This window comes from Streptomyces sp. NPDC059142, assembly GCF_042755665.1.
In the GTDB taxonomy this organism is placed as follows: Bacteria; Actinomycetota; Actinomycetes; order Streptomycetales; family Streptomycetaceae; genus Streptomyces.
The window spans coordinates 1-19,392 of record NZ_JBHZDA010000077.1; the positions used below are offsets into that span (position 1 = coordinate 1).

The window sequence follows — 19,392 nt, forward strand, 5'->3', positions numbered from 1 at the left end:
GGCGAGGAGTTCGGCGGCGCGCGGGCTCCCGGGGTGTGCCCGCCGGGATCACAGGAGGCGTGTGCGGCCCCAGGTGAGGATGGACGCGACGAGGAGGGCCGCGATCGTGAGCATGGCGCCCGCCCCGAGCCACTGCATCGTCTGCATCTGGTCGACCGGGAGGTAGTCGATGGACCAGCCGACGACGTCCTTGGCTTGCAGACAGGCGGTGTGCGCGCGGTCGTCGTCCATCCGGTCGAGGCAGGTCGTCCACTCCAGGCGGTCGCCGGAGCCGGTGAGGAAGTAGGTGCCCTGGCCGAGCTGTTCCGCCTCGGCGGGCAGCTCCGGCGGTACCGCGCCGCCTCCGACGCCCTGGTCGGTGCTGATCGACATGGTGTGTCCCAGGCTCCGCCAGACCTCGCTCCAGAGGAACTCGATCGCCACGACGATGCCGAGCGTGACCACCATCGACACCAGCGTGCGGCGCAGGAGCAGACCGGCCGCCGCGCCCACGGTGAACATGAGCAGCGCGTAGGCCACGGGCACGACCCCCGTGACGCTGAAGAAGGAGGTCCATATGAGGCCCTGGGAGAGCCCCTTGACCGGGTGCCACCACTGGGTGAGGACGGCGCTGAGCACGCCGGTCGACAGGGCGAGCAGCGCGGCGGGAACGGCGAGCTTCACGGTGAGCCACCGCCGCCGTCCGATGGACTGCGAGGTCACCAGCTTGGCGGTGCCGGACTCCAGGTCGCCCGCGAAGAGCGGAGCCCCGAGGAGGACACCGGCCAGGACGGGGAGGTAGCCGAGGTAGCCCCCGATGCCCAGCAGACGGTCGACGTGGGTCTCGAACCCGGACGGCAGGCCGCCGGACCTCCGTGAGGTCGGTTCCTGGGCGGAGAGGAAGGCCATCATCTGCTCGCGCAGGTGGAGCATGGCGAGCACGCCGACGAGGGTGACGGTGATGATCGTCCAGAACGCGGCGCGGTGCTGGCGCCAGACGAGCCAGACCGTACCGCCGAGCCGGGGCCTGCCGATCTTCCGGGCGGTGCCGGCGGGCGCCGTGCGGGCCGGGTCACGGGTGAGCGTGGTCATGCGGTCACAGCCTTCGTACGGTCGCGGGCGATGATGTCGTGGATGTCGCCGACCTGAGCGCTGGGCGCGATCAGCGCGGGCGCGTCGGGGGAGCGCAGATAGGCGAGCAGCAGCTCCTCCAGGGTGGGCGGCTCGGCCCGGCCGCCGTACTCGACGGGGGCGCCGAGACGTACCAGGAGGCCCGGCCGGCCCTCGCCGACATGGGAGTCGACGACCGTGTGCGGGGCGACGGAGGAGCGCGAGCCGTCCGCCGGGACGGCGAACAGGGCGTGCGCGGCACGCAGTTCGTCCACCTCGCCCGCGAGGCGCAGCCCGCCGTCCGCGATGACGAGGAGGTAGTCGCAGATGTACTCCAGCTCGGCGAGCAGGTGCGAGGAGACCAGCACCGTCGTGCCGTGCTGCGCGGCCTCCGCCCTCAGCGTGGCCATCAGCTCGCGGCGGACCAGCGGGTCCAGATCGGACATCGGCTCGTCGAGGATGAGCAGGTCGGGGCGTTTCCCGAAGGCCAGGGCGAAGGCGACGCGGGTGCGCTGCCCGCCGGACAGGGTGCCGATCCTCGCCTCCATCGGCACCTGGCCGGCGCGGACGATGCCCTCGGCGACCGCCTGGTCCCAGCGGGGGTTGAGTTCGCGGCCCAGCCGCAGGGTCTCGGCCACGGTGAAGCGCCGGAACAGCGGCTTCTCCTGGGTGAGGAACGCGGTGCGCAGGACCGACTCCGTCGACCCGGGTTCCGCGCCGAACACCCGCAGGGCGCCGGTCGTCGGCCGGATCATATGGGTGGCCAGGCCCATCAGGGTGCTCTTGCCGGCGCCGTTGGGGCCGACGAGGCCGCAGACCCGCCCGGCGGGCAGCCGGAAGGAGACGTTCCGCAGGGCCCAGCCGCGCCGGTACTTCTTGCCGAGCCCCTGGGCCTCGATCGCGGGCTCCGTTCCGCTTCCGTGGCGTGTCACCGCGTGGTCCATGTGTGGCTCCTGTGCGTGGAGGGAGGGGAGGGGGAGAAGAGGAGAGCGGGCGCGAGTCCTGTTCATGGGGGTTTAGGCGCTTTCGGCGTCCCCGCCCGGGTGACATCGGCCGTGGCCATGACATGCTCCTTTGTGACGAATGGCGAACGTCGCCCGGTGCGCACCACTCTCCTCGGCCGTGCCCGGCGGCGGATCGGGCGAAAGACAGATCACGCGCGGCCGGCTCAGACTTTCGGCCGGTCGGCCGGAGGGGCGGGGAGAGCGATGGCGGAGACGGCGTACGGAGCGGCCGGGCGCACCGGAGGCAGAGAGCGCGCGCTGTTCCTGCCGGCCACGGCCTGGCTGCTGCTGGTCGTGTGCCTGGCCGGCCTGGTCGTGCTGGACGCGGCGGCCGGCTTCTACTGGGTCGTGGAGCACGGCCCCGCCAAGCTGATCGGCGCCCTGCTGGCGGTCGTGCTCGCCGTGGTGTCGCCCCGGCTCGGCAGCCGGGCGCTGCCCCTGGCCGGCGCCGCCGCCGCGTTCGTGTCGCTGTGCGTCTCCGGCTACCTGCACGTGGAGATGAGGGCCGGCTCCCAGGCGATCGGATTCGCCGAACCGGCGGCGCTGGGCGCGCTCCTGCTGCTCGTCGCCCGGCGCGCGAGGCCCTCCTGGGCGGCGCCGGCCGTCCCCCTGCTGTACGCGGCGATCGTGCTGCGGCCGGTGGCGGTCACCGCGCGGCAGTCCACCGTCATCCTGGCGCTGCTCTTCGCCCTGGGAGCGGTCACGCTGCTGGGCATCGGGCTCGGGATGCGTCTGCTCCTGGCGGACCGGCGGCGGCAGGCGGCGGCGCTCAGGCTGGAGCAGCGCACCGAGTTCGCCAGGGATCTGCACGACTTCGTCGCCCACCATGTGACCGGCATCGTCGTCCAGGCACAGGGGGCCCAGGCGATGGCGGACCGGCGGCCCGAACTGGTGCCGCCCGCGCTCCAGCGGATCGAGCAGGCGGGTTCGGAGGCGCTGACCTCCATGCGGCACATGGTGGGGATGCTGCGCGACGCCGACGGGGAAGTGGCCCTGACCCCGCTCGCGGGCATCGGTGAAGTGCGGTCGCTGGTCGAGGAGTTCTCGGCCGTCGGCGGCGCCCGGGGCCGGCTCGACCTGGAGGGGAGCTTCGACGACCTGCCGGTGGAGGTGACCACGACCGTGCACCGGGTGGTGATGGAGGCCCTCACCAACGTACGGAAACACGCCCACGGCTGCACCGAGGTGCGGGTGCGCGTGGACCGTACGGGCGACCGGGTCACCGTACGGGTCGGCGACGACGGGCAGCCGCGCCCCCTCCCGCACGGCGGCTTCGGGCTGAAGGGCCTGTCCGAGCGGGTGGGCCTGATCGGCGGAAGCCTCCGGGCGGGCCCGGTGACGGGCGGCGGCTGGGCGGTCGAGGCGGCGCTCCCGGTGGTCACGGCCGGGGCGGTGGCCTCATGACGATCCGGGTGCTGATCGCCGACGACCAGGCGATGGTCCGGGCCGGGTTCGCGATGATCCTCGCCGCGGAGGACGACATCGACGTCGTCGGGGAGGCCGTGGACGGGGTGCACGCGCTGGAACTCGCCGGGCGCCACCGCCCCGACGTGGTGCTGATGGACATCCGCATGCCCCGTATGGACGGGCTGGAGGCGCTGCGCAGGCTGACCCGCCCCGGCACCGTGGACCCGCCGAAGGTCGTCGTGGTCACGACGTTCGACGACGACGAGTACGTCCGGCGCGCCCTGACCGAAGGCGCCTCCGGCTTCCTGATCAAGGACTCCGGGCCCGCCCTGCTGGTCGAGGCCATCAGGGCGGCGGCCTCCGGCGAGGCGCTGGTGAGCCCGGCTGTCACCGTACGGCTGCTGCGCCACCTCACCGGCGCGGGGCCCGCGCCCCGGGAGCCGGACAGCGCGCTCTCGGAACGGGAGAAGGGGCTGGTGCGGCTGGTGGCCAGGGGGCTGACCAACGCGGAGATCGCCGCCGAACTCTCCATCTCCCTGGGCACGGTGAAGACCCATCTGGGCAATGTGCAGAGCAAACTGCCCGCCCGCAACCGGGTGGAGATCGCCGCCTGGGCCTGGGAGTCCGGTCTGGTCGACGGGCGGCGGTGAGCGGCCGACGGAGAACGGGGCCGGGGCGCCTGACACGGCGCCCCGGCCCCGCGCGTCTCCCCGTCAGGACGTGGGCAGTTCACCCCGGACGGTACGGGCGGCGGTGACCAGGTTCTCCAGGGAGGCACGGGTCTCGGGCCAGCCGCGGGTCTTCAGGCCGCAGTCCGGGTTGACCCACAGCCGCTCGGCCGGGATGGCCTTGAGGCCGGTCCGCAGCAGGTCGGCGGCCTCCCGCGCGCTCGGTACGCGCGGGGAGTGGATGTCGTACACGCCGGGACCGGCCTCGCGCGGGTAGCCGTGGGCGGCGAGTTCGCGGGCGACCTGCATGTGGGAGCGGGCGGCCTCCAGGCTGATGACATCGGCGTCGAGGTCGTCGATGGCCTGGACGATGTCGCCGAACTCGGCGTAGCACATGTGCGTGTGGATCTGGGTGTCCGGGCGTACGCCGCCGGTGGTGAGGCGGAAGGACTCGGTCGCCCACTCCAGGTACGCGGCGCGGTCGGCGGCGCGCAGGGGCAGGGTCTCGCGCAGGGCGGGTTCGTCGACCTGCACGACCGAGGTCCCGGCGGCCTCCAGGTCGTTCACCTCGTCGCGCAGGGCGAGGGCGACCTGGCGGGCGGTGTCGCCGAGCGGCTGGTCGTCGCGGACGAAGGACCAGGCGAGCATGGTGACGGGGCCGGTGAGCATGCCCTTGACCGGGCGTGCGGTGAGGGACTGGGCGTACGTCGTCCAGCGCACCGTCATGGGCGCGGGGCGGGAGATGTCCCCGGCCAGCACCGGCGGGCGGACGTAACGGGTGCCGTAGGACTGCACCCAGCCGTGCTGCGTGGCGAGGTAGCCGGTGAGCTGCTCGGCGAAGTACTGCACCATGTCGTTGCGCTCGGGCTCGCCGTGGACCAGCACGTCGATCCCGGTCTTCTCCTGGAAGGCGACGACCTCCTGGATCTCGGCCCTGATGCGCTCCTCGTACCCGGCGGTGCCGATCCGGCCGGCCCGCAGGTCGGCGCGGGCCGTACGCAGTTCGCCGGTCTGCGGGAACGAGCCGATGGTGGTCGTCGGCAGCAGCGGCAGTCCCAGGTGGGCACGCTGGGCCGCGGCCCGCTCGGGGTACGGCTGGGAGCGGCGGCCGTCGGCGTCGGTGACGGCGGCGGTCCTGGCCCGTACGGCCGGGTCGTGGGTGAGGGCGGAGTCCGTACGGGAGGCGAGGTCGGCCCGGTTGGCCGCCAGTTCGGCGGTGATGGCGCCGGTGCCGTGGGCCAGCCCCTTCGCGAGGGTGACGATCTCGGCGGTCTTCTGCCGGGCGAAGGCGAGCCAGCGCAGCACCTGCGGGTCGATGTCCGCCTCGGCCGCGGTGTCGAGCGGGACGTGCAGGAGGGAGCAGGACGCGGCCACATCGACCCGGGCGGCGAGACCGAGGAGGGTGGCGAGGGTCGCGAGGGACTTCTCGTAGTCGTTGATCCAGATGTTGCGGCCGTTGACGACGCCCGCGACGAGCCGCTTGCCGGGGAGCCCGCCGGCGGCGGCGAGATCGTCCAGGTTGGCCGCGGCGGCGTCGGTGAAGTCCAGCGCCAGCCCCTCGACGGGCGCCTTCGCGAGGACGGGCAGCGCGTCGCCGAGCCGGTCGAAGTACGAGGCCACCAGCGCCTTCGGCCGGTCGATGAGGCCGCCGAGGACGCGGTAGGCGCGGGCTGCGGCGTCCAGCTCGGCGCGCGTACGGTCCTGGACCAGCGCGGGCTCGTCGAGCTGCACCCACCCGGCGCCGGCCGCGCGCAGATCGGCGAGGACCTCCGCGTACACCGGCAGCAGCCGGTCCAGCAGCGTCAGCGGCTCGAAGTCGGCGGGCGCACCGGGGGCGGGCTTGGAGAGCAGGAGATAGGTGACGGGGCCGACCAGGACCGGGCGGGCGGTGTGCCCGAGCGCCAGCGCCTCCGTCAGCTCGGCGACCTGCCGGGTGGAGTCGGCGGTGAAGACGGTGTCGGGGCCGAGTTCGGGGACGAGGTAGTGGTAGTTGGTGTCGAACCACTTGGTCATCTCCAGCGGCGCCACGTCCTCGGTGCCGCGCGCCATCGCGAAGTAGCCGCCGAGCGCGTCGGCCGCGACGGCCGCACGGTGCCGCTCGGGTACGGCGCCGACCATGACGCTGGTGTCCAGGACGTGGTCGTAGTAGGAGAAGTCGCCGGTGGGCACCTCGTCGACACCGGCGTCCACCATCTGCCGCCAGTTGTCCCGGCGCAGACCGGCCGCCGTCTGCCGGAGGGCGTCGGCGGTGACACGGCCCTTCCAGTACCCCTCGACGGCCTTCTTCAGTTCCCGGTTCGGGCCCTGGCGGGGGTAGCCGTACACGGTGGCCCGTGCTGCCGCGGCTGCGGACTCTGTCGTCACGGAAATCTCCTTCGCGAGATGACTCCTGAACATCCCGGGGACGGGACGCGGGCGCGAAAGGGTGACGGACCCGACGGTCGACGCGGCGCCTCGGGCGCGCTCGTCCGTCCGGTATGCACGCCGACCCGCCCACGAGGTCACCGGGATATCCGCACGCGATCGGTCGCGTACGGGCAACGGGCAGGTCTTCGGACTCGCGGGCACGTCTGCCGAGGCAGACTCCTACTGGCCGTCGCTTCCCGGATCCGTCCGGATCCAGTGCGTATGACGGCGGTCGTTCCCGCTCACCGCTGCGGGGCAGTCCCGGATTCCCACCGGGTTCCCTCTTACGACGCGTCTGCCTGGCGGGCAGGGCGAACCAGCTGCACCCGCCAGGCTAGAGCGTGGACAACCCTCTGGCCGAATGTGTTCACATTCCGGAACGTGACATGGATCACGGAGATCACGGGGTCGTGTCGCGGGGTGGGGCGTCTCGCAGCATCCTGGAACCGACCGTGATGCCGGAGGAACGGACACGGGAGGGAGCGTGCGCGGGTGTGACGACCGGTGGCGGGCCGGGGCGGGAGACCGCCCGGCTTCTCGACAGTCCGGTTCTCGGGCTGCTGCCGTGGATCATCTTCGCGGTGGTGGTGGGGCCCGGCCGCTTCGAGCTGGGGGTCGGGCTCTCGCTCGCCTGCGCGGTGGCCGTGGTGCTCGCCGGGCGGATCTGGCGTCCGCACGGCTCGTGGAAGCTCCTGGAAGTCTGTGACGTGGCCTTCTTCGGGGTGCTCGCCGTCGTCGGGGCGCTCGCCACCCCTGGGGCGCTGCGCTGGCTGGAGACCTACGCGGGGGAGATCGCCAATCTCGCGCTGGTGGTCATCGCCTTCGGCTCCATGGCCCTGCGCTCGCCCTTCACCCTTCCGTACGCGCGGGAGCAGGTGCCCCGCGCGCACTGGGGCTCGCCGGTCTTCCTGCGGACCAACTACCTGATCACCGGCGTGTGGGGTGCGGCGTTCCTCGTGGCGGCGGTCGCGGGCGGCTACGCCGATCTGGTGCAGCACGACCCGGACAACATCTGGACCGGGTGGATCGTCCAGATCGCGGCGATCGTCGTGGCCCTGCGCTTCACCCGCTGGTACCCCGCCCGGGTGCGAGCCCGCGCCGCCGCGGGGGACGCCGCGGATCCGCCCCCGGACAAGGAGCTGTGAGCGCCGCGCCCCCTCGCCGACCTGCGGCGCCGGCCTGCGGCGACGGCGTGCGGCGACGGCCTGCGGCGACGGCGTGCGGCGACGGCCTGCGGCGCCGGCCTGCGGCGCCGGCCTCACCCGGTGGGCGCCTCCGCGAAGATCCAGCGGTTGGCCGCCAGCGCGTCGGTCGGCTCGGGGAGCGGGCCGCGCCCGTGGAGGCGGGTGAAGTCGAACGGCGAGCGCTCCGAGACCGTCCACCCCCGCCGGGCGAGGTCGGCGGCGGACGCGGGGCGCGGATCCGGGTCGAAGAGGGCCGGCAGATCGATGTCGATCCGCGCCTTCGTCGTCGTGTAGACCGGACTGGCGCGTACGTCCGCGCCCTCCAGGTTCTTGATCTCGTACGCCAGTGTGCTCCCGGGCGCGCTCAGCCGGTCCACCGTCGCGAGGATGTTCCGCTCGGCCGCCGCCGGGAGGTAGAGCAGCAGCCCCTCGACGAGCCAGGCGGTCGGCGCGCCCGGGTCGAAACCAGCGCCGACCAGCGCGTCGCCCCAGTCGAAGCGGAGATCGGCCGCGAGCGGTCTGCGCTCGGCCGCGGGGACGGCCCCCGACCCGTCGAGCACGGCCTGTTTGAAGGCGAGCATCCCGGCGGTGTCGAGCTCGTGGACCACACAGCCGGGCGGCCAGCCGAGCCGGAACGCCCGTGAGTCCAGCCCCGCGCCCAGCAGCACCACCTGGCGCACGCCCGTCTGCGCCGTACGGAGCAGATGGTCGTCCAGGACCCGGGTGCGCAGGGCGAAGTACCGGCCGAGGCGGCCCCAGAGCGGGTCCGCGTCCCCGCTCGGGACCTGCTCGGGGCGGACCGGCCAGCCGGCCGAGGCGGGCGCCGCCCGGACGAAGCGCTCCGCGAACTCGTCCCGCGCCAGGGCGTCCGGGCGGTGGGTCTCGATGGCGCGGGCGGCGGCCACCATGAGCGCGGTCCTGCCCACGCCGCCCGCCACCCCCGGATCCAGCTCCGGCGCCGTATCGGTGGTGGTCACCCGAACAGGCCCGCGGTGAGGTGGTCCCCGGCGATGCCGGCCTTCTCCGGGCGGTAGAAGTCCCTGATGGCCTCCGCCCAGATGTCCACCGCGACACGGTCGTCGTCCGTGGGGTTCAGGGCGTCGAACAGTGCGTCGATGTTCGGCTGCTGGAAGCCGACGCCCCGCATCAGGCCGCCGAAGACGGGACGGGTGACCAGACCGTCCTCCTCCAGGGAGCCGAGACCGGCGAACGCCTCGGCGAACGCGTCGACCGTCGGCGCGAACCGCTCCGGCGCCAGGACGCAGGCGGTGAACTCCTCCTGGCTGACCCGCCCGTCGCCGTTGGCGTCCAACTCGGTGACGAGTGTGGTCCAGTACCGCTGGAAGGCGTCGAGCAGCGCGCGTTTTCGGGCGTCGGCGGCCGTGGGCACCGCCGCGACCACCCGGCTCCCCATCAGCTCGAAGTCGGCGGCCTCCAGGTAGCCGTTCCCGTCGGCGTCGAACAGTGAGAAGACGAGCTGGACACGGTGGGTCGCCTCGACGGTACGCATGGCGCTCTCCTCTGCTCTCCGGCCTTCCGGTCTCCGGTTGCGGGCCGCTTGTCCCTCACTATCCGGGCGCCGCGGGCGCGGTGGTGAGGAAAGCCCGTCACGTGCACACGAACGAGCGCAATGCGGGGGCCGGCGCATGAAAGGCCGCCGTTCTGGAAAGCGGGGCGTTCCGTTCGCCCGCCCGTCCGCACGTAGCATCGACCGTGCCCGAGAACGAGAGCGAGAGACTTTCCACCATGGCATCACGCGCCCTGCTTGCGGATCCGGCCTTTCTCGCGTTCTGGGAGGAGCGGCATGTCTGCCTGCTCGCCACCCGCCGCCCCGACGGCACCCCGCATCTGGTGCCCGTCGGGGTGACCTACGACTCGCGGACCGGGCTCGCCCGGGTCATCACCGGCGGCGGTACGGCGAAGGCCAGGAACGTCCTCGCGGCGGGCCCCGGCGCGCCCGTCGCGGTCAGCCAGGTCGACGGAGCCCGCTGGGCCACGCTCGAAGGCACCGCCGTGGTCAACCGCGACCCCGAGGCGGTCGCCGAGGCCGAGCGGCTCTACACCCGGCGCTACAAGCCGCCGCGCGTCAACCCGGAGCGGGTGGCGATCGAGATCACCGTGACCAGGGCCATGGGGAAGGTCTGAGGCGGCCCCGGACACGTTCTACAGCGGAAGCGTGATGCAGATGCTCTTGCCTCCGCCGTCGCCGTCCTGGCGGACGACCGCGGAGCCCGCGAGGCTCGACGTGAGTTCGACGACGGTCGCCAGCCCCGTGCCCGCCGCGTCCGCGCCGGTGCGGGCCGTGGCGCGCAGGGAGGGCTGGTAGGGGTGGCGGTCGTGGACCGCGAAGACGAGGGTGTCGTGGCCCGCCGCGTAACTGACGGTCAGGCTGGGTGAGGCGGACGCCGCGTGCCGGACGCTGTTCGTGACCAGTTCGCTGAGGATCAGCAGCGCCGGATCGACGGCGGGGTGGTGCGGGCTGATGCCCCACTCGGCCAGTAACCGCTGGGTGGTCTCGCGCGCCGTCCGTACGGCGGCGGGCCGGGTGGGCAGCGTCAGCACATGGCGGTGGGGCAGCGGGGCGATACGGGGCCTCACCGCGCGGAGACCTCGGATTCCCGCAGTTCCTCCAGGAGTTGGTGCTGACCGGCCAGCAGCTCGGTGAGGATCCGCCGGGCGGCCCGCAGCAGGTCCGCGACGTCGCCTCCCGCCAACTCGTAGACGACGGTGGTGCCTTCGCGGCTGGAGGTGACGATCCCCGAGCGGCGCAGTACGGCCAGTTGCTGGGAGAGCGCGGAGGGCTCGATCTCGATCTCGGCGAGCAGGTCCCGTACGGGCATCGGGCCGTCCTGGAGGAGTTCCAGGACCCGGATACGCACCGGATGCCCCAGCATCCGGAAGAACTCCGCCTTCGCCTGGTACAGCGGAATCCCCACGAAACCCTCGCTCTCCCTCTCGCCGCACGGCCCCCACGGTGTGGCACACGGCCCGTACAGCATCTAGGCAATTGCAGAAGTTTGCAATTCCTGGGGACATGGAACGGCCGTGCGATCCGTACGGGGTGGGGTGGGCCGGTCCGTAGGGGGTGGGGTGGCCGGTCCGTACGGGGCCGTACGGACCGGTTCCGCTGGCCGGTCCGGCGGACCGGTGGGCCCTGCGGCGGCCGAAGGAGGCTGCCGGATCAGGTCACTTGGACTTCTCGGGCGTCTCAGTCCTCGGCGGAGGACTTCTTCTCCTGAAGGCCCCCGAGGAAGTCCTTCGCCTTGTCGACGCCGGTGTCGAGGTGGTCGCTGTACTTGCCGTCGGTCTTGTCGTCGATCACGTCGGCGACCTTCTCCAGCCCGTTCCCGATCATCTCGCCGTGCTCGCTCGCGAGATCCGTGGCCTTGTCCTTCAGGTCCTTCAGTGCGTCAAACATGGGGCCGACCTCCGGTGTGAGCTGCCCAAAGAAGTGGTCAGCACAGGATCTTATCGACCCGGGGGGTCAGTGGCCGGGGCAACCGAGCCAGTAGCCGAAGCCCCGGTGGGTATGGACCAGCGCGGGTTCCTCCCGGTCCACCTTCTGGCGCAGACGGGAGACCAGCTTCTCGATCGCCTGCCCGGCGCGGAACTCGCCCCAGACGTGCCGGCTGATCTGTTCCTTCGACAGCACGCGCTCCGCGTTGGCCATCAAGTGGTGCAGCAGCCGGTACTCGGCCGGGGTGAGGCCGAGCGGGCGGGCCCCCCGCCGCGCCCGGCACGTGACGTCGTCCAGGACCAGGTCGCCGTAGCAGGGCGGACCCTCGTACCGGTCGGGGCGGCGGGCGCCCAGCAGGGCCTGCGCGCGGGCCAGCACCTCGGCGATCCGTACGGGCTTGGTGACGTAGTCCTCGGCCCCCGGGCTGAGTTCGGGGGCGAGGCGGGGGAGCGCGTCGCACGCGGCCAGGAAGAGCAGCGGGGGGCGGTCCGCCGGTACGACGCGGCGGCCCCGGGCGAAGGCGGCCAGGTCCGGCAGGGTCGCGTCCCAGACGACCAGGTCGAAGCGGTGCTGCGTGATCCGCACCATCCCCTCGGCGCCGGTGGCTGCCATGCCCACCCGGTATCCCGCCAACTCCAGCGTGGTGGTGAGCAGTTCGCTGATGCCGGGATCGTCGGCGACGACCAGGACGTGCTGTCCGTCACCACGGCGCGGCGACGGTTTCTCGTTGAGGCTGCTCTGCATGACAGAACCATTCGTCATAAGGACCGGTCCGCGCGGGACGCGGCTCCGCCGTCAGGCGGAGGGCCGGGCATCGGTGTTCTCCTCGGAGCGGGCGGCGAAGTCGTCGACCAGGCGGCGGAAGAGCGTGGCGAACTCCCGCAGCTCCTCGGGCGACCAGTCGGACAGGGCCTCCTCCACGTTCCGGCGGCTCACCTCCCGTACGCGGTCGATCGCGGCCAGCCCGGCGTCGGTGAGCCGGACACGCTGCGCGCGGCGGTCGTCCGGGTCGGGGGCGCGGGTCACGTAGCCGTGCTCCTCCAGGTGGCGCAACTGGCGGGCGACATGGGACGCCTCCACGGAGAGCCGGACGGCCAGCGCCCCGGGGCGCGGCGCCTCACCGCCGTTGCCGGCCAGACGCCGCAGGATCGCCACGGCGGCCCGGTCGAGCGGCAGCCCGGACACGCTCTTCAGATGCTCGTGGTGCCGGGCGCGGCCTGCCAGGTAGGTGAGGCGGGAGAGGCCCCGTTCGATCTCGTTCAGATCCGTCGGGGCGGGTCGGGAAACCGGATCCGGCGTGGGTGGGGGTGGGGGCGTGGGAGGTGTGGGCATGGGAACCACCGTAGAGCTGCTTGCCTAAGTCAATCAAGAGTTTAAAGGTTGCCTGACTCAAGTAAGGCAAACCCTCCGTCGATTTCCGGTCACGGTTAAGTAAAGTTGCTTAAGTCAATCAATCGGAATATGGTTGCGTGAGTCAAGCACACCTGAGGGTTCCCACGGAGGCACTTCCATGTCCGACACTCCGCCCACTCCCGCCCGGCACGCCGCCGGGGACGCCGCGCCGCCGAGGGCGAACGCCGTGGTGGCGGTCCTGGCCTTCGCCGGGATCGTCGTCTCGCTGATGCAGACCCTGGTGATCCCGATCGTCCCGGAGCTGCCGAAGTACCTCGACGCCTCGGCGTCGAACACCGCGTGGGCGGTGACCGCCACCCTGCTCGCCGCCGCCGTCGCCACCCCGGTCGCCGGGCGCATCGGCGACATGTACGGCAAGCGCCGCATGCTGCTGGTCAGCATCGCCCTGCTGGTCACCGGGTCGGTGGTCTGCGCGCTCAGCGACTCCCTGGTCCCGATGATCGTCGGCCGGGTCCTCCAGGGGCTGGCCGGCGCCGTCATCCCGCTCGGCATCAGCATCATGCGGGACGTCCTGCCCGCCGAACGGCTCGCCGGGGCGACCGCGCTGATGAGCGCCTCGCTCGGGGTGGGCGGCGCGCTCGGACTGCCCTCGGCCGCGCTCATCGCCGACAAGTTCAACTGGCACGTGCTCTTCTGGACCTCGGCGGTCCTCGGCGCCGTCGCCGCCGTTCTCGTCACGGTGCTCGTACCCGAGTCGAAGGTACGGACCGGCGGCCGGTTCGACCTGGTCGGCTCCCTCGGTCTGGCGACCGGGCTGGTCTCCCTGCTGCTCGCCATCTCCAAGGGCGGCGACTGGGGCTGGACCAGCGGCACCGTCCTCGGGCTCTTCACCCTGGCGGTCGTCACCCTGGTCGCCTGGGGCTTCTTCGAACTGCGCACCGCGCAGCCGCTGGTGGACCTGCGGACCACCGCACGCCGGCAGGTGCTCTTCACCAACCTCGCCTCGGTGGCGCTCGGTTTCTCGATGTTCGCCATGTCCCTGGTGCTCCCGCAGCTCCTCCAGCTCCCCGAGGCCACCGGCTACGGCCTGGGCAAGTCGATGCTCTACACCGGTCTGGTGCTCGCCCCGCAGGGCCTGGTGATGATGGCGACGGCCCCGCTGTCGGCGGGCATCTCCAGGACCAAGGGGCCGAAGGTCACCCTGATGATCGGCGCCCTCGTCGTCGCCACCGGTTACGGCCTCAACATCGCGCTGATGTCCGAGGTCTGGCACCTCGTCCTGTCCTCCTGCGTCATCGGCGCCGGGGTCGGCTTCGCGTACGGGGCCATGCCCGCCCTGATCATGGGCGCCGTGCCCGCGTCGGAGACCGCCGCCGCCAACAGCCTCAACGCGCTGATGCGGTCCATCGGTACGTCGTTCGCCAGCGCCGTCGCCGGTGTCGTCCTGGCCCAGATGACCGTCACGTTCGGCACTACCGCGCTGCCCTCCCAGGACGGCTTCCGGGCGGTCATGGCCACCGGCGCCGGGGCCGCGCTGCTCGCCTTCGCCCTCTGCCTCTTCCTGCCGCGCCACCGCCCGGCCACCGTGGAGGCGGCCCCGGCGGCCGAGCCGGCCGCCGCCTTCCGCTGAGCCGTGAGACCCGGGCCGTGAGACCCGAGTTGTGAGACCCGAGTTGTGAGACCCGGGCCGTGAGACCTGAGGCCCGAGCCTGAGGCCCGAGCCCTGGGTCCCGGCTCGGCTCGGATCAGATCAGATCAGACCGGCGATGCTCGGCGGTGCGAAGAGATGGCGGGCCCGGTGCTCCAGCATGAGCACGGCCGGGAAGTGCTTGGCCTTGAGGTCCGAGACGCAGCGGTCGCAGCTCTCGTCCACCGCCGGGACGTCCTCCGCGTGGTCGGTGGCGATGTGCCGCGCGAGCCGGATCTGGGTGGAGACCACGGTGTCCATCGGGTCGTAGTCGATACCCGGCTCGCCCGCCGCGCGCGCCGCGTCCACGACCTGGGGCGCCCGCTTCATCGCCTTGTAGAGCACGGTGCACTCCGCGCATCCCCACATCCAGGACGGGGGGAGCGGCCAGTCCCCGGCCGGGGACGTGTCGTCGAGGGGGGCGCGCTCCAGCGGTGCGCGCTCAAGAGGTTCGTCCTTGGAGTGCTCGTCCTTGGATTCCATGTGAGGAACGGTAGCGAAGGAACGGGGCGCGGCCAGCAGATCGGCCGAATTCCCCGCATCCGCCGCATCCCCTGGTCAGGCGGGCAGCCCGCGCATCGCGATCCGTACCGCTTCGAGCAGGGTGTCCATCAGGTCGACTTGGCGCGCCTCCGGGGGCGTCCAGGCGTACGCCCGGAGCGCGAACTGGAGCGCGGAGAGCAGCATGGACGCCTGCACCGTGGCGTCCATGCCCTGCTCCGCGCGGCCGGAGCGGGCGGCGATGGCGCGGGCGACGACCGGCAGCGCCGCGAAGCTCTCCCGTATCCACAGGGTGTGCATGCTCGGCTCCTGGCGGGTGAGCCGCAGCGCGTCGAGGATGGCGCGCTGGGTCTCCTCGCCGGAGGGGCCCGTCAGCATCAGCCAGTCCTCGCCGTCGAACGCGTCGAAGGCGTCGATCAGGGGGTGGTCCGGCGGCCAGGTGTCGAGCCGTCGCGCGATCCGCTCCACGCTGTAGGAGAACAGGGGCGTGACGCACTCCTCCTTGGTCGGGAAGTGGCTCCACAGCGTGCTGGCCGGGACCCCGGCGGCGTCCGCGATGTCGGTGAGCGACGTGCGTTCCACACCTTTCACCATGAACAGTCCGGTGGCGGCGCGGGCGATATCCAGCCGGTGTCCGGCCCGTACGGGCGCCGTCTGCTGGACCGTCGCTGTCCGACCCGCGTTCATGTGCACACTCCATCGTCCGGGAACCTAGGGGGCAGCGTAGTCGGACCGCCATGACCAGCTCCGTTCCGGGTTACGGACCCGACGCGGTACGGGTGTTGGGCCGCTCGCCGCCGCCCCTCGGGACCGCGCCCCGGGTCAGCGGACGGCAGGCGAGACCGATGAGCACGGCCGCGAAATGCCCCAGGTCGGTGAAGCTGCGGGCGACGATCAGCGGGGTGCCGAAGAAGATCAGGACCACCGCGAGATACGGCAGGTGCCAGGGGCGCGGAATCCGGTACGTGAGAACGCCGATCACCCCCGCGAGCGCGTAACTCACTCCGACATCAAGGGTGTTGACGGCGGACTGCGGCGCGTGCCCGTGGTGGACCGCCCAGCCCAGCACCCCTTCGCTGACCAGCGTCGCACCGACATGGGCGAGGACGACGACCGCGAGCCAGCGCGCCGTCCCCAGCCACCGCTCGGCCGGGGCGTGGAACACCGTGTAGAGCACGGCGTACGGGAGCCACGTACCGCCGTCGATCCAGAACGCGCTGGCGATGAGGACCCGTACGGGGTCGGTGGACAGTTCATGGATGTTGGTCGAGCGCTGGCGGAGGAAGTCCTCCTCGAAGTCCGGCGACATCCGGTGCAGCGCGACGGTCGTGACGAAGAGCGCGGCCAGCCAGAGATAGGTGCCCGGAGCACTCGTGACCCAGGCGCGGACCGGTTGGAACCGGACGCGGACCGTGTGAAGGATGCGGCGCATGGGGCGATTCACCCACGGTCCTAGGATCGGGGACGTGATTGACATCCCGGAGGAGTTCGCGGAAACACGGTCGACGTGGGACGGCGCGGCGGGCCGGGCGTTCCTCGCGGCCCTGCCCGGGATGGCGGACGATCTGCTGGCGCGCTGGGAGCTGCGGGTCAACGGGCCCTCGCTGACCGGCAGATGCGCGCTGGTGCTGCCGGTGGAGGGCGCGGACGGCACGCCCGCGATGCTCAAACTCCAGCCGGTGGACGACGAGACGGCCGGCGAGCCGGTGGCGCTGCGCGCCTGGGACGGCGACGGCGCCGTACGGCTGCTGCGGTACGACGGTACGACGGGCGCCCTGCTGCTGGAGCGGCTGAGTACCCGTGACCTGGAGCCGCTGGAGCCGCGCGAGGCCCTGCCGGTGATCGCCGGGCTGCTGGCGCGGCTGAGCGCCGTGCCCGCCCCGCCGGAGCTGCGCCGCCTCGGGGACATCGCCGCGCGGATGCTCGACGAGGCCCCCGCCCTGGCGGCGGCCCTGCCGGCCGGGCCGGACCGGCGGCTGCTGCTGGACTGCGCGGCGGCGGTACGGGAGGTCGCGGCCGAGCCGGGCGACCGGCTGCTCCACTGGGACCTGCACTTCGAGAACGTCCTGGCGGCGGAGCGGGAACCCTGGCTGGCGATCGACCCGAAGCCGCTGGCGGGCGACCCGGGCTTCGAGCTGATGCCCGCGCTGCGCAACCGCTTCGACCCGGACGACACGCTCTGGCGCTTCGACCTGATGACGGAGACGCTCGCGCTGGACCGCGCGCGGGCGGCGGCCTGGACGCTGGGGCGCGTGCTCCAGAACCTGCTGTGGCGGCTGCGCGAGGGGGACACGGCACCGGACCCCGTGGAGGTGTCCATCGCTCGGGCACTGCTGGCGCGAGGGCCGGGGCGGAGGGCAAGCTGAGCCCATGATCCGTACCGCCGTACCCGCAGACGTACCCGTGATCCACGCGATGATCCGGGAGCTGGCGGAGTACGAGAAGGCCCTGCACGAGGTGCGCACGACCGAGGAGCAGCTCCACGAGGCGCTCTTCGGCGAGCGGCCCGCCGCGTTCGCGCACCTCGCCGAGGCGGAGGACGGCGAACCGGTCGGCTTCGCGCTCTGGTTCCTGAACTTCTCCACCTGGCGCGGCGTGCACGGGATCTACCTGGAGGACCTGTACGTACGCCCCGACCGCCGGGGCGGCGGCCACGGCAAGGCGCTGCTGCGCGAGCTGGCCAGGATCTGCGTGGAGCGCGGCTACGAGCGCCTGGAGTGGTCGGTCCTCGACTGGAACGAGCCGTCGATCGCCTTCTACCGCTCGCTGGGGGCGCTCCCGCAGGACGAGTGGACGGTGTTCCGGCTGACGGACGGTGCGCTGGACGCGCTCGGGCGCGGCTGACGCGGCTCGGCGCCCCGGCCCACCGGCCGGTTCACCCGGCGGCGGCCCGCTGTGTCTCCCGCTGCCGGGGCGAGCGCGCCGTGACCAGCGTCATCGCGAGGACCGCCGCCGCCGCCAGGATGAGCGCCGCCCAGCCGATGGCGACGGTGAAGCCGTGGACCGTGGCCGTGTCGACCAGCGCCGTCTTCTCCGCCGGGGTGATGCCGCCCTGGCGCGCCGCCGCCGCGAGGCGGCCCGTCAGATAGGCGGTGGTGCTGGTCGTCGCCACGGTGTTCAGCAGGGACGTACCGATGGAGCCGCCGACCTGCTGCGCGGTGTTGACGGTCGCGGAGGTCACCCCGGCGTCCTTCGGCGCGACCCCGCCCGTGGCGACCGACATGACGGGCAGGAACGTCAGCCCCATACCGAGGCCGAGCATCAGCGTGCCGGGCAGGATGTGCGCCGCGTAGGTGGAGTGCGTGTCGATGAAGGTGAGGGTGAACAGCCCGCCCGCCGCGAGCAGCAGCCCCGGCCCCATGAGCAGACGCGGCGGTACGAAGTGCAGCAGCCGGGCGGCGATCTGCGTCGAACCGATGATGATCATCGCGCACATCGGCAGGAAGGCCAGTCCGGTCCTGAGCGGCGAGTAGCCCAGGATGTTCTGGAGGAAGAACGTCATGAACAGGAACAGCCCGAACATGCCGATCGTCGTCAGGCACATCGTGAGGACGGAGCCGCCCCGGTTGCGGTCGTGGATGATGTGCGGCGGCAGCAGCGGGCTCGGCGCGCGCGTCTGCCACCAGGCGAACGCGGCCAGCAGCGCCACCGCGCCGCAGAGCAGGCCGAGGACGAGCGGTGACGACCACCCGGAGGACTCCGCCTCGCTGAAGCCGTAGACGAGGGCGACGAGCCCGCCGCAGCCGAGGACGACGCCCGGGATGTCGAGGCGCGACTCCTTGTGCCCGGCCCGGTCGTGCAGCAGCGTGAACGCGCCGAAAACGGCGAGCGCGGCGATCGGCACGTTGACGTACAGGCACCACCGCCAGGACAGGAACTCGGTGAGGACCCCGCCGAGCAGCAGCCCGATGGCGGCCCCGCCGCCCGCGATGGCGCTGTAGATCCCGAACGCCTTCGCGCGCTCCCTGCCGTCGCTGAAGGTGGTGGTGAGCAGGGAGAGCGCGGAGGGCGCCAGTACGGCCGCGAACGTGCCCTGGAGGGCGCGGGCCGCGAAGAGCATGGGCGGGTTCTGGGCGGCGCCGCCCAGCGCGGAGGCCGCGGCGAAGCCGATGAGGCCGACGATGAAGGTGCGCTTGCGGCCGACGAGGTCCGCGATCCGGCCGCCGAGCAGCAGCAGCCCGCCGAAGGCGAGGGTGTACGCGGTGATCACCCACTGCCGGTTGCCGTTGCTGAGCCCCAGCTCGCGCTGGGCGGACGGCAGGGCGATGTTCACGATGGTGGCGTCGAGCACGACCATGAGCTGCGCCATCGCGATGACGGCCAGCCCCCACCAGCGGTGGGCCTCGGGATCGGTGTCGGAGGTACCGGGCCGTATGCCGGGCCCCGCGCCGGGTGTCGCCGGGTCGCTCATCGCGTTCTTCCCTCGCAGTGGCTCCGTAGGGGGCGGTCGGGGGACCGGTGCGGGGCTTCCCGGGCGCCGTCACCGCCGTCGGAGCGCCCCGGCCGGACCTCTGGACAGGACACCACGAATGGGACGTATCCGCCTCTCGTGCCCCGGCCTCTCGCGCCCCCGCGCGCCGTGTGCCGGACCGGGGGGGGGGGGCGCCGGGCCCCCCCGGCGGGGGGGGGGGGCCCC

At 72.6% G+C, this 19,392-nt stretch carries 21 protein-coding genes and 1 riboswitch; of the genes, 7 read left to right on the forward strand and 14 right to left on the reverse strand.

What is annotated here, in order from left to right:
- Positions 1-48 precede the first annotated feature (48 nt).
- Entirely contained in the window at positions 49-1,071 is a 1,023-nt protein-coding gene (locus ACFXPK_RS24210; protein WP_385007523.1) for an ABC transporter permease subunit, read from the reverse strand.
- Positions 1,068-2,033, reverse strand: a complete 966-nt coding sequence (locus ACFXPK_RS24215; protein ID WP_385078501.1) for an ABC transporter ATP-binding protein — start codon at positions 2,031-2,033, stop codon at positions 1,068-1,070. The genes ACFXPK_RS24210 and ACFXPK_RS24215 overlap by 4 nt, the downstream gene beginning before the upstream one ends.
- A gap of 264 nt (positions 2,034-2,297) precedes the next feature.
- Here ACFXPK_RS24215 and ACFXPK_RS24220 point away from each other — a divergent pair, with 264 nt between their 5' ends.
- Both ACFXPK_RS24220 and ACFXPK_RS24225 read left to right on the forward strand, forming a co-directional pair.
- Positions 2,298-3,497, forward strand: a complete 1,200-nt coding sequence (locus tag ACFXPK_RS24220) for a sensor histidine kinase (protein WP_385078504.1) — start codon at positions 2,298-2,300, stop codon at positions 3,495-3,497.
- Positions 3,494-4,150 carry a response regulator gene (locus tag ACFXPK_RS24225; RefSeq protein WP_385007529.1) on the forward strand — a complete coding sequence of 219 codons (657 nt, stop codon included), beginning with the start codon at positions 3,494-3,496 and terminating at the stop codon, positions 4,148-4,150. Before ACFXPK_RS24220 ends, ACFXPK_RS24225 begins: the two co-directional genes overlap by 4 nt.
- Positions 4,151-4,213: 63 nt before the next feature.
- Here ACFXPK_RS24225 and metE read toward each other — a convergent pair whose 3' ends face one another.
- Positions 4,214-6,532 (reverse strand): 5-methyltetrahydropteroyltriglutamate--homocysteine S-methyltransferase, encoded by a 2,319-nt coding sequence (gene metE / locus ACFXPK_RS24230; protein WP_385078508.1) that lies wholly within the window; start codon positions 6,530-6,532, stop codon positions 4,214-4,216.
- Between the two features lie 161 nt (positions 6,533-6,693).
- A riboswitch (cobalamin riboswitch) is annotated at positions 6,694-6,892 on the reverse strand.
- A gap of 176 nt (positions 6,893-7,068) precedes the next feature.
- On the opposite strand from metE, the gene ACFXPK_RS24235 reads away from it, so the two are divergent.
- Positions 7,069-7,719, forward strand: coding sequence for a hypothetical protein (locus ACFXPK_RS24235; protein WP_385078511.1), 651 nt, complete (start codon positions 7,069-7,071; stop codon positions 7,717-7,719).
- Between the two features lie 113 nt (positions 7,720-7,832).
- Here the strand turns inward: ACFXPK_RS24235 and ACFXPK_RS24240 are convergent, their stop codons facing one another.
- Both ACFXPK_RS24240 and ACFXPK_RS24245 read right to left on the reverse strand, forming a co-directional pair.
- Positions 7,833-8,735, reverse strand: a complete 903-nt coding sequence (locus ACFXPK_RS24240; protein ID WP_385078513.1) for an SAM-dependent methyltransferase — start codon at positions 8,733-8,735, stop codon at positions 7,833-7,835.
- The gene (locus ACFXPK_RS24245; protein ID WP_385078516.1) at positions 8,732-9,268 is read right to left on the reverse strand and encodes an EF-hand domain-containing protein; all 537 of its coding nucleotides are present in this window, start codon (positions 9,266-9,268) and stop codon (positions 8,732-8,734) included. Before ACFXPK_RS24245 ends, ACFXPK_RS24240 begins: the two co-directional genes overlap by 4 nt.
- A 236-nt stretch (positions 9,269-9,504) precedes the next feature.
- On the opposite strand from ACFXPK_RS24245, the gene ACFXPK_RS24250 reads away from it, so the two are divergent.
- Positions 9,505-9,903, forward strand: coding sequence for a pyridoxamine 5'-phosphate oxidase family protein (locus tag ACFXPK_RS24250; RefSeq protein WP_385078518.1), 399 nt, complete (start codon positions 9,505-9,507; stop codon positions 9,901-9,903).
- Between the two features lie 18 nt (positions 9,904-9,921).
- On the opposite strand, the gene ACFXPK_RS24255 is transcribed toward ACFXPK_RS24250, so the two are convergent.
- The 5 genes from ACFXPK_RS24255 to ACFXPK_RS24275 all read right to left on the reverse strand — a co-directional run bounded on the left by ACFXPK_RS24255 (position 9,922) and on the right by ACFXPK_RS24275 (position 12,547).
- Positions 9,922-10,356 (reverse strand): ATP-binding protein, encoded by a 435-nt coding sequence (locus ACFXPK_RS24255; protein WP_384999860.1) that lies wholly within the window; start codon positions 10,354-10,356, stop codon positions 9,922-9,924.
- Positions 10,353-10,694: an ArsR/SmtB family transcription factor gene (locus ACFXPK_RS24260; RefSeq protein WP_384999863.1), complete on the reverse strand. Its 342-nt coding sequence runs from the start codon at positions 10,692-10,694 to the stop codon at positions 10,353-10,355. Before ACFXPK_RS24260 ends, ACFXPK_RS24255 begins: the two co-directional genes overlap by 4 nt.
- A gap of 272 nt (positions 10,695-10,966) precedes the next feature.
- The gene (locus ACFXPK_RS24265; RefSeq protein WP_384999865.1) at positions 10,967-11,176 is read right to left on the reverse strand and encodes an antitoxin; all 210 of its coding nucleotides are present in this window, start codon (positions 11,174-11,176) and stop codon (positions 10,967-10,969) included.
- 66 nt (positions 11,177-11,242) lie between these two features.
- A complete protein-coding gene (locus ACFXPK_RS24270; protein WP_384999868.1) occupies positions 11,243-11,959 on the reverse strand; it encodes a response regulator transcription factor in 717 nt (238 codons plus the stop codon).
- A 51-nt stretch (positions 11,960-12,010) separates the two neighbouring features.
- Positions 12,011-12,547 carry a MarR family winged helix-turn-helix transcriptional regulator gene (locus ACFXPK_RS24275; RefSeq protein WP_384999872.1) on the reverse strand — a complete coding sequence of 179 codons (537 nt, stop codon included), beginning with the start codon at positions 12,545-12,547 and terminating at the stop codon, positions 12,011-12,013.
- A 178-nt stretch (positions 12,548-12,725) separates the two neighbouring features.
- On the opposite strand from ACFXPK_RS24275, the gene ACFXPK_RS24280 reads away from it, so the two are divergent.
- Entirely contained in the window at positions 12,726-14,198 is a 1,473-nt protein-coding gene (locus tag ACFXPK_RS24280; protein WP_385078523.1) for an MFS transporter, read from the forward strand.
- A 120-nt stretch (positions 14,199-14,318) separates the two neighbouring features.
- On the opposite strand, the gene ACFXPK_RS24285 is transcribed toward ACFXPK_RS24280, so the two are convergent.
- The 3 genes from ACFXPK_RS24285 to ACFXPK_RS24295 all read right to left on the reverse strand — a co-directional run bounded on the left by ACFXPK_RS24285 (position 14,319) and on the right by ACFXPK_RS24295 (position 16,188).
- Positions 14,319-14,738, reverse strand: a complete 420-nt coding sequence (locus tag ACFXPK_RS24285; protein ID WP_384999878.1) for a hypothetical protein — start codon at positions 14,736-14,738, stop codon at positions 14,319-14,321.
- 75 nt (positions 14,739-14,813) lie between these two features.
- Entirely contained in the window at positions 14,814-15,443 is a 630-nt protein-coding gene (locus tag ACFXPK_RS24290; protein ID WP_384999881.1) for a TetR/AcrR family transcriptional regulator, read from the reverse strand.
- Between the two features lie 70 nt (positions 15,444-15,513).
- Positions 15,514-16,188: a rhomboid-like protein gene (locus ACFXPK_RS24295; RefSeq protein ID WP_384999883.1), complete on the reverse strand. Its 675-nt coding sequence runs from the start codon at positions 16,186-16,188 to the stop codon at positions 15,514-15,516.
- On the opposite strand from ACFXPK_RS24295, the gene ACFXPK_RS24300 reads away from it, so the two are divergent.
- Positions 16,187-17,122: an aminoglycoside phosphotransferase family protein gene (locus tag ACFXPK_RS24300; protein ID WP_385078525.1), complete on the forward strand. Its 936-nt coding sequence runs from the start codon at positions 16,187-16,189 to the stop codon at positions 17,120-17,122. The genes ACFXPK_RS24295 and ACFXPK_RS24300 overlap by 2 nt on opposite strands.
- Before the next feature lie 4 nt (positions 17,123-17,126).
- Positions 17,127-17,600, forward strand: a complete 474-nt coding sequence (locus tag ACFXPK_RS24305; RefSeq protein ID WP_384999889.1) for a GNAT family N-acetyltransferase — start codon at positions 17,127-17,129, stop codon at positions 17,598-17,600.
- A gap of 31 nt (positions 17,601-17,631) precedes the next feature.
- On the opposite strand, the gene ACFXPK_RS24310 is transcribed toward ACFXPK_RS24305, so the two are convergent.
- Positions 17,632-19,167: an MFS transporter gene (locus ACFXPK_RS24310; RefSeq protein ID WP_384999892.1), complete on the reverse strand. Its 1,536-nt coding sequence runs from the start codon at positions 19,165-19,167 to the stop codon at positions 17,632-17,634.
- Positions 19,168-19,392 lie beyond the last annotated feature (225 nt).

Coding starts and splice junctions, on each gene's coding strand:
- ACFXPK_RS24210 (WP_385007523.1), bottom strand. CDS start 1,071: ATGACCACGCTCACCCGTGACCCGGCCCGCACGGCGCCCGCCGGCACC.
- ACFXPK_RS24215 (WP_385078501.1), bottom strand. CDS start 2,033: ATGGACCACGCGGTGACACGCCACGGAAGCGGAACGGAGCCCGCGATC.
- ACFXPK_RS24220 (WP_385078504.1), top strand. CDS start 2,298: ATGGCGGAGACGGCGTACGGAGCGGCCGGGCGCACCGGAGGCAGAGAG.
- ACFXPK_RS24225 (WP_385007529.1), top strand. CDS start 3,494: ATGACGATCCGGGTGCTGATCGCCGACGACCAGGCGATGGTCCGGGCC.
- ACFXPK_RS24245 (WP_385078516.1), bottom strand. CDS start 9,268: ATGCGTACCGTCGAGGCGACCCACCGTGTCCAGCTCGTCTTCTCACTG.
- ACFXPK_RS24250 (WP_385078518.1), top strand. CDS start 9,505: ATGGCATCACGCGCCCTGCTTGCGGATCCGGCCTTTCTCGCGTTCTGG.
- ACFXPK_RS24265 (WP_384999865.1), bottom strand. CDS start 11,176: ATGTTTGACGCACTGAAGGACCTGAAGGACAAGGCCACGGATCTCGCG.
- ACFXPK_RS24270 (WP_384999868.1), bottom strand. CDS start 11,959: ATGCAGAGCAGCCTCAACGAGAAACCGTCGCCGCGCCGTGGTGACGGA.
- ACFXPK_RS24275 (WP_384999872.1), bottom strand. CDS start 12,547: ATGCCCACACCTCCCACGCCCCCACCCCCACCCACGCCGGATCCGGTT.
- ACFXPK_RS24280 (WP_385078523.1), top strand. CDS start 12,726: ATGTCCGACACTCCGCCCACTCCCGCCCGGCACGCCGCCGGGGACGCC.
- ACFXPK_RS24285 (WP_384999878.1), bottom strand. CDS start 14,738: ATGGAATCCAAGGACGAGCACTCCAAGGACGAACCTCTTGAGCGCGCA.
- ACFXPK_RS24290 (WP_384999881.1), bottom strand. CDS start 15,443: ATGAACGCGGGTCGGACAGCGACGGTCCAGCAGACGGCGCCCGTACGG.
- ACFXPK_RS24300 (WP_385078525.1), top strand. CDS start 16,187: ATGGGGCGATTCACCCACGGTCCTAGGATCGGGGACGTGATTGACATC.
- ACFXPK_RS24295 (WP_384999883.1), bottom strand. CDS start 16,188: ATGCGCCGCATCCTTCACACGGTCCGCGTCCGGTTCCAACCGGTCCGC.
- ACFXPK_RS24305 (WP_384999889.1), top strand. CDS start 17,127: ATGATCCGTACCGCCGTACCCGCAGACGTACCCGTGATCCACGCGATG.
- ACFXPK_RS24310 (WP_384999892.1), bottom strand. CDS start 19,167: ATGAGCGACCCGGCGACACCCGGCGCGGGGCCCGGCATACGGCCCGGT.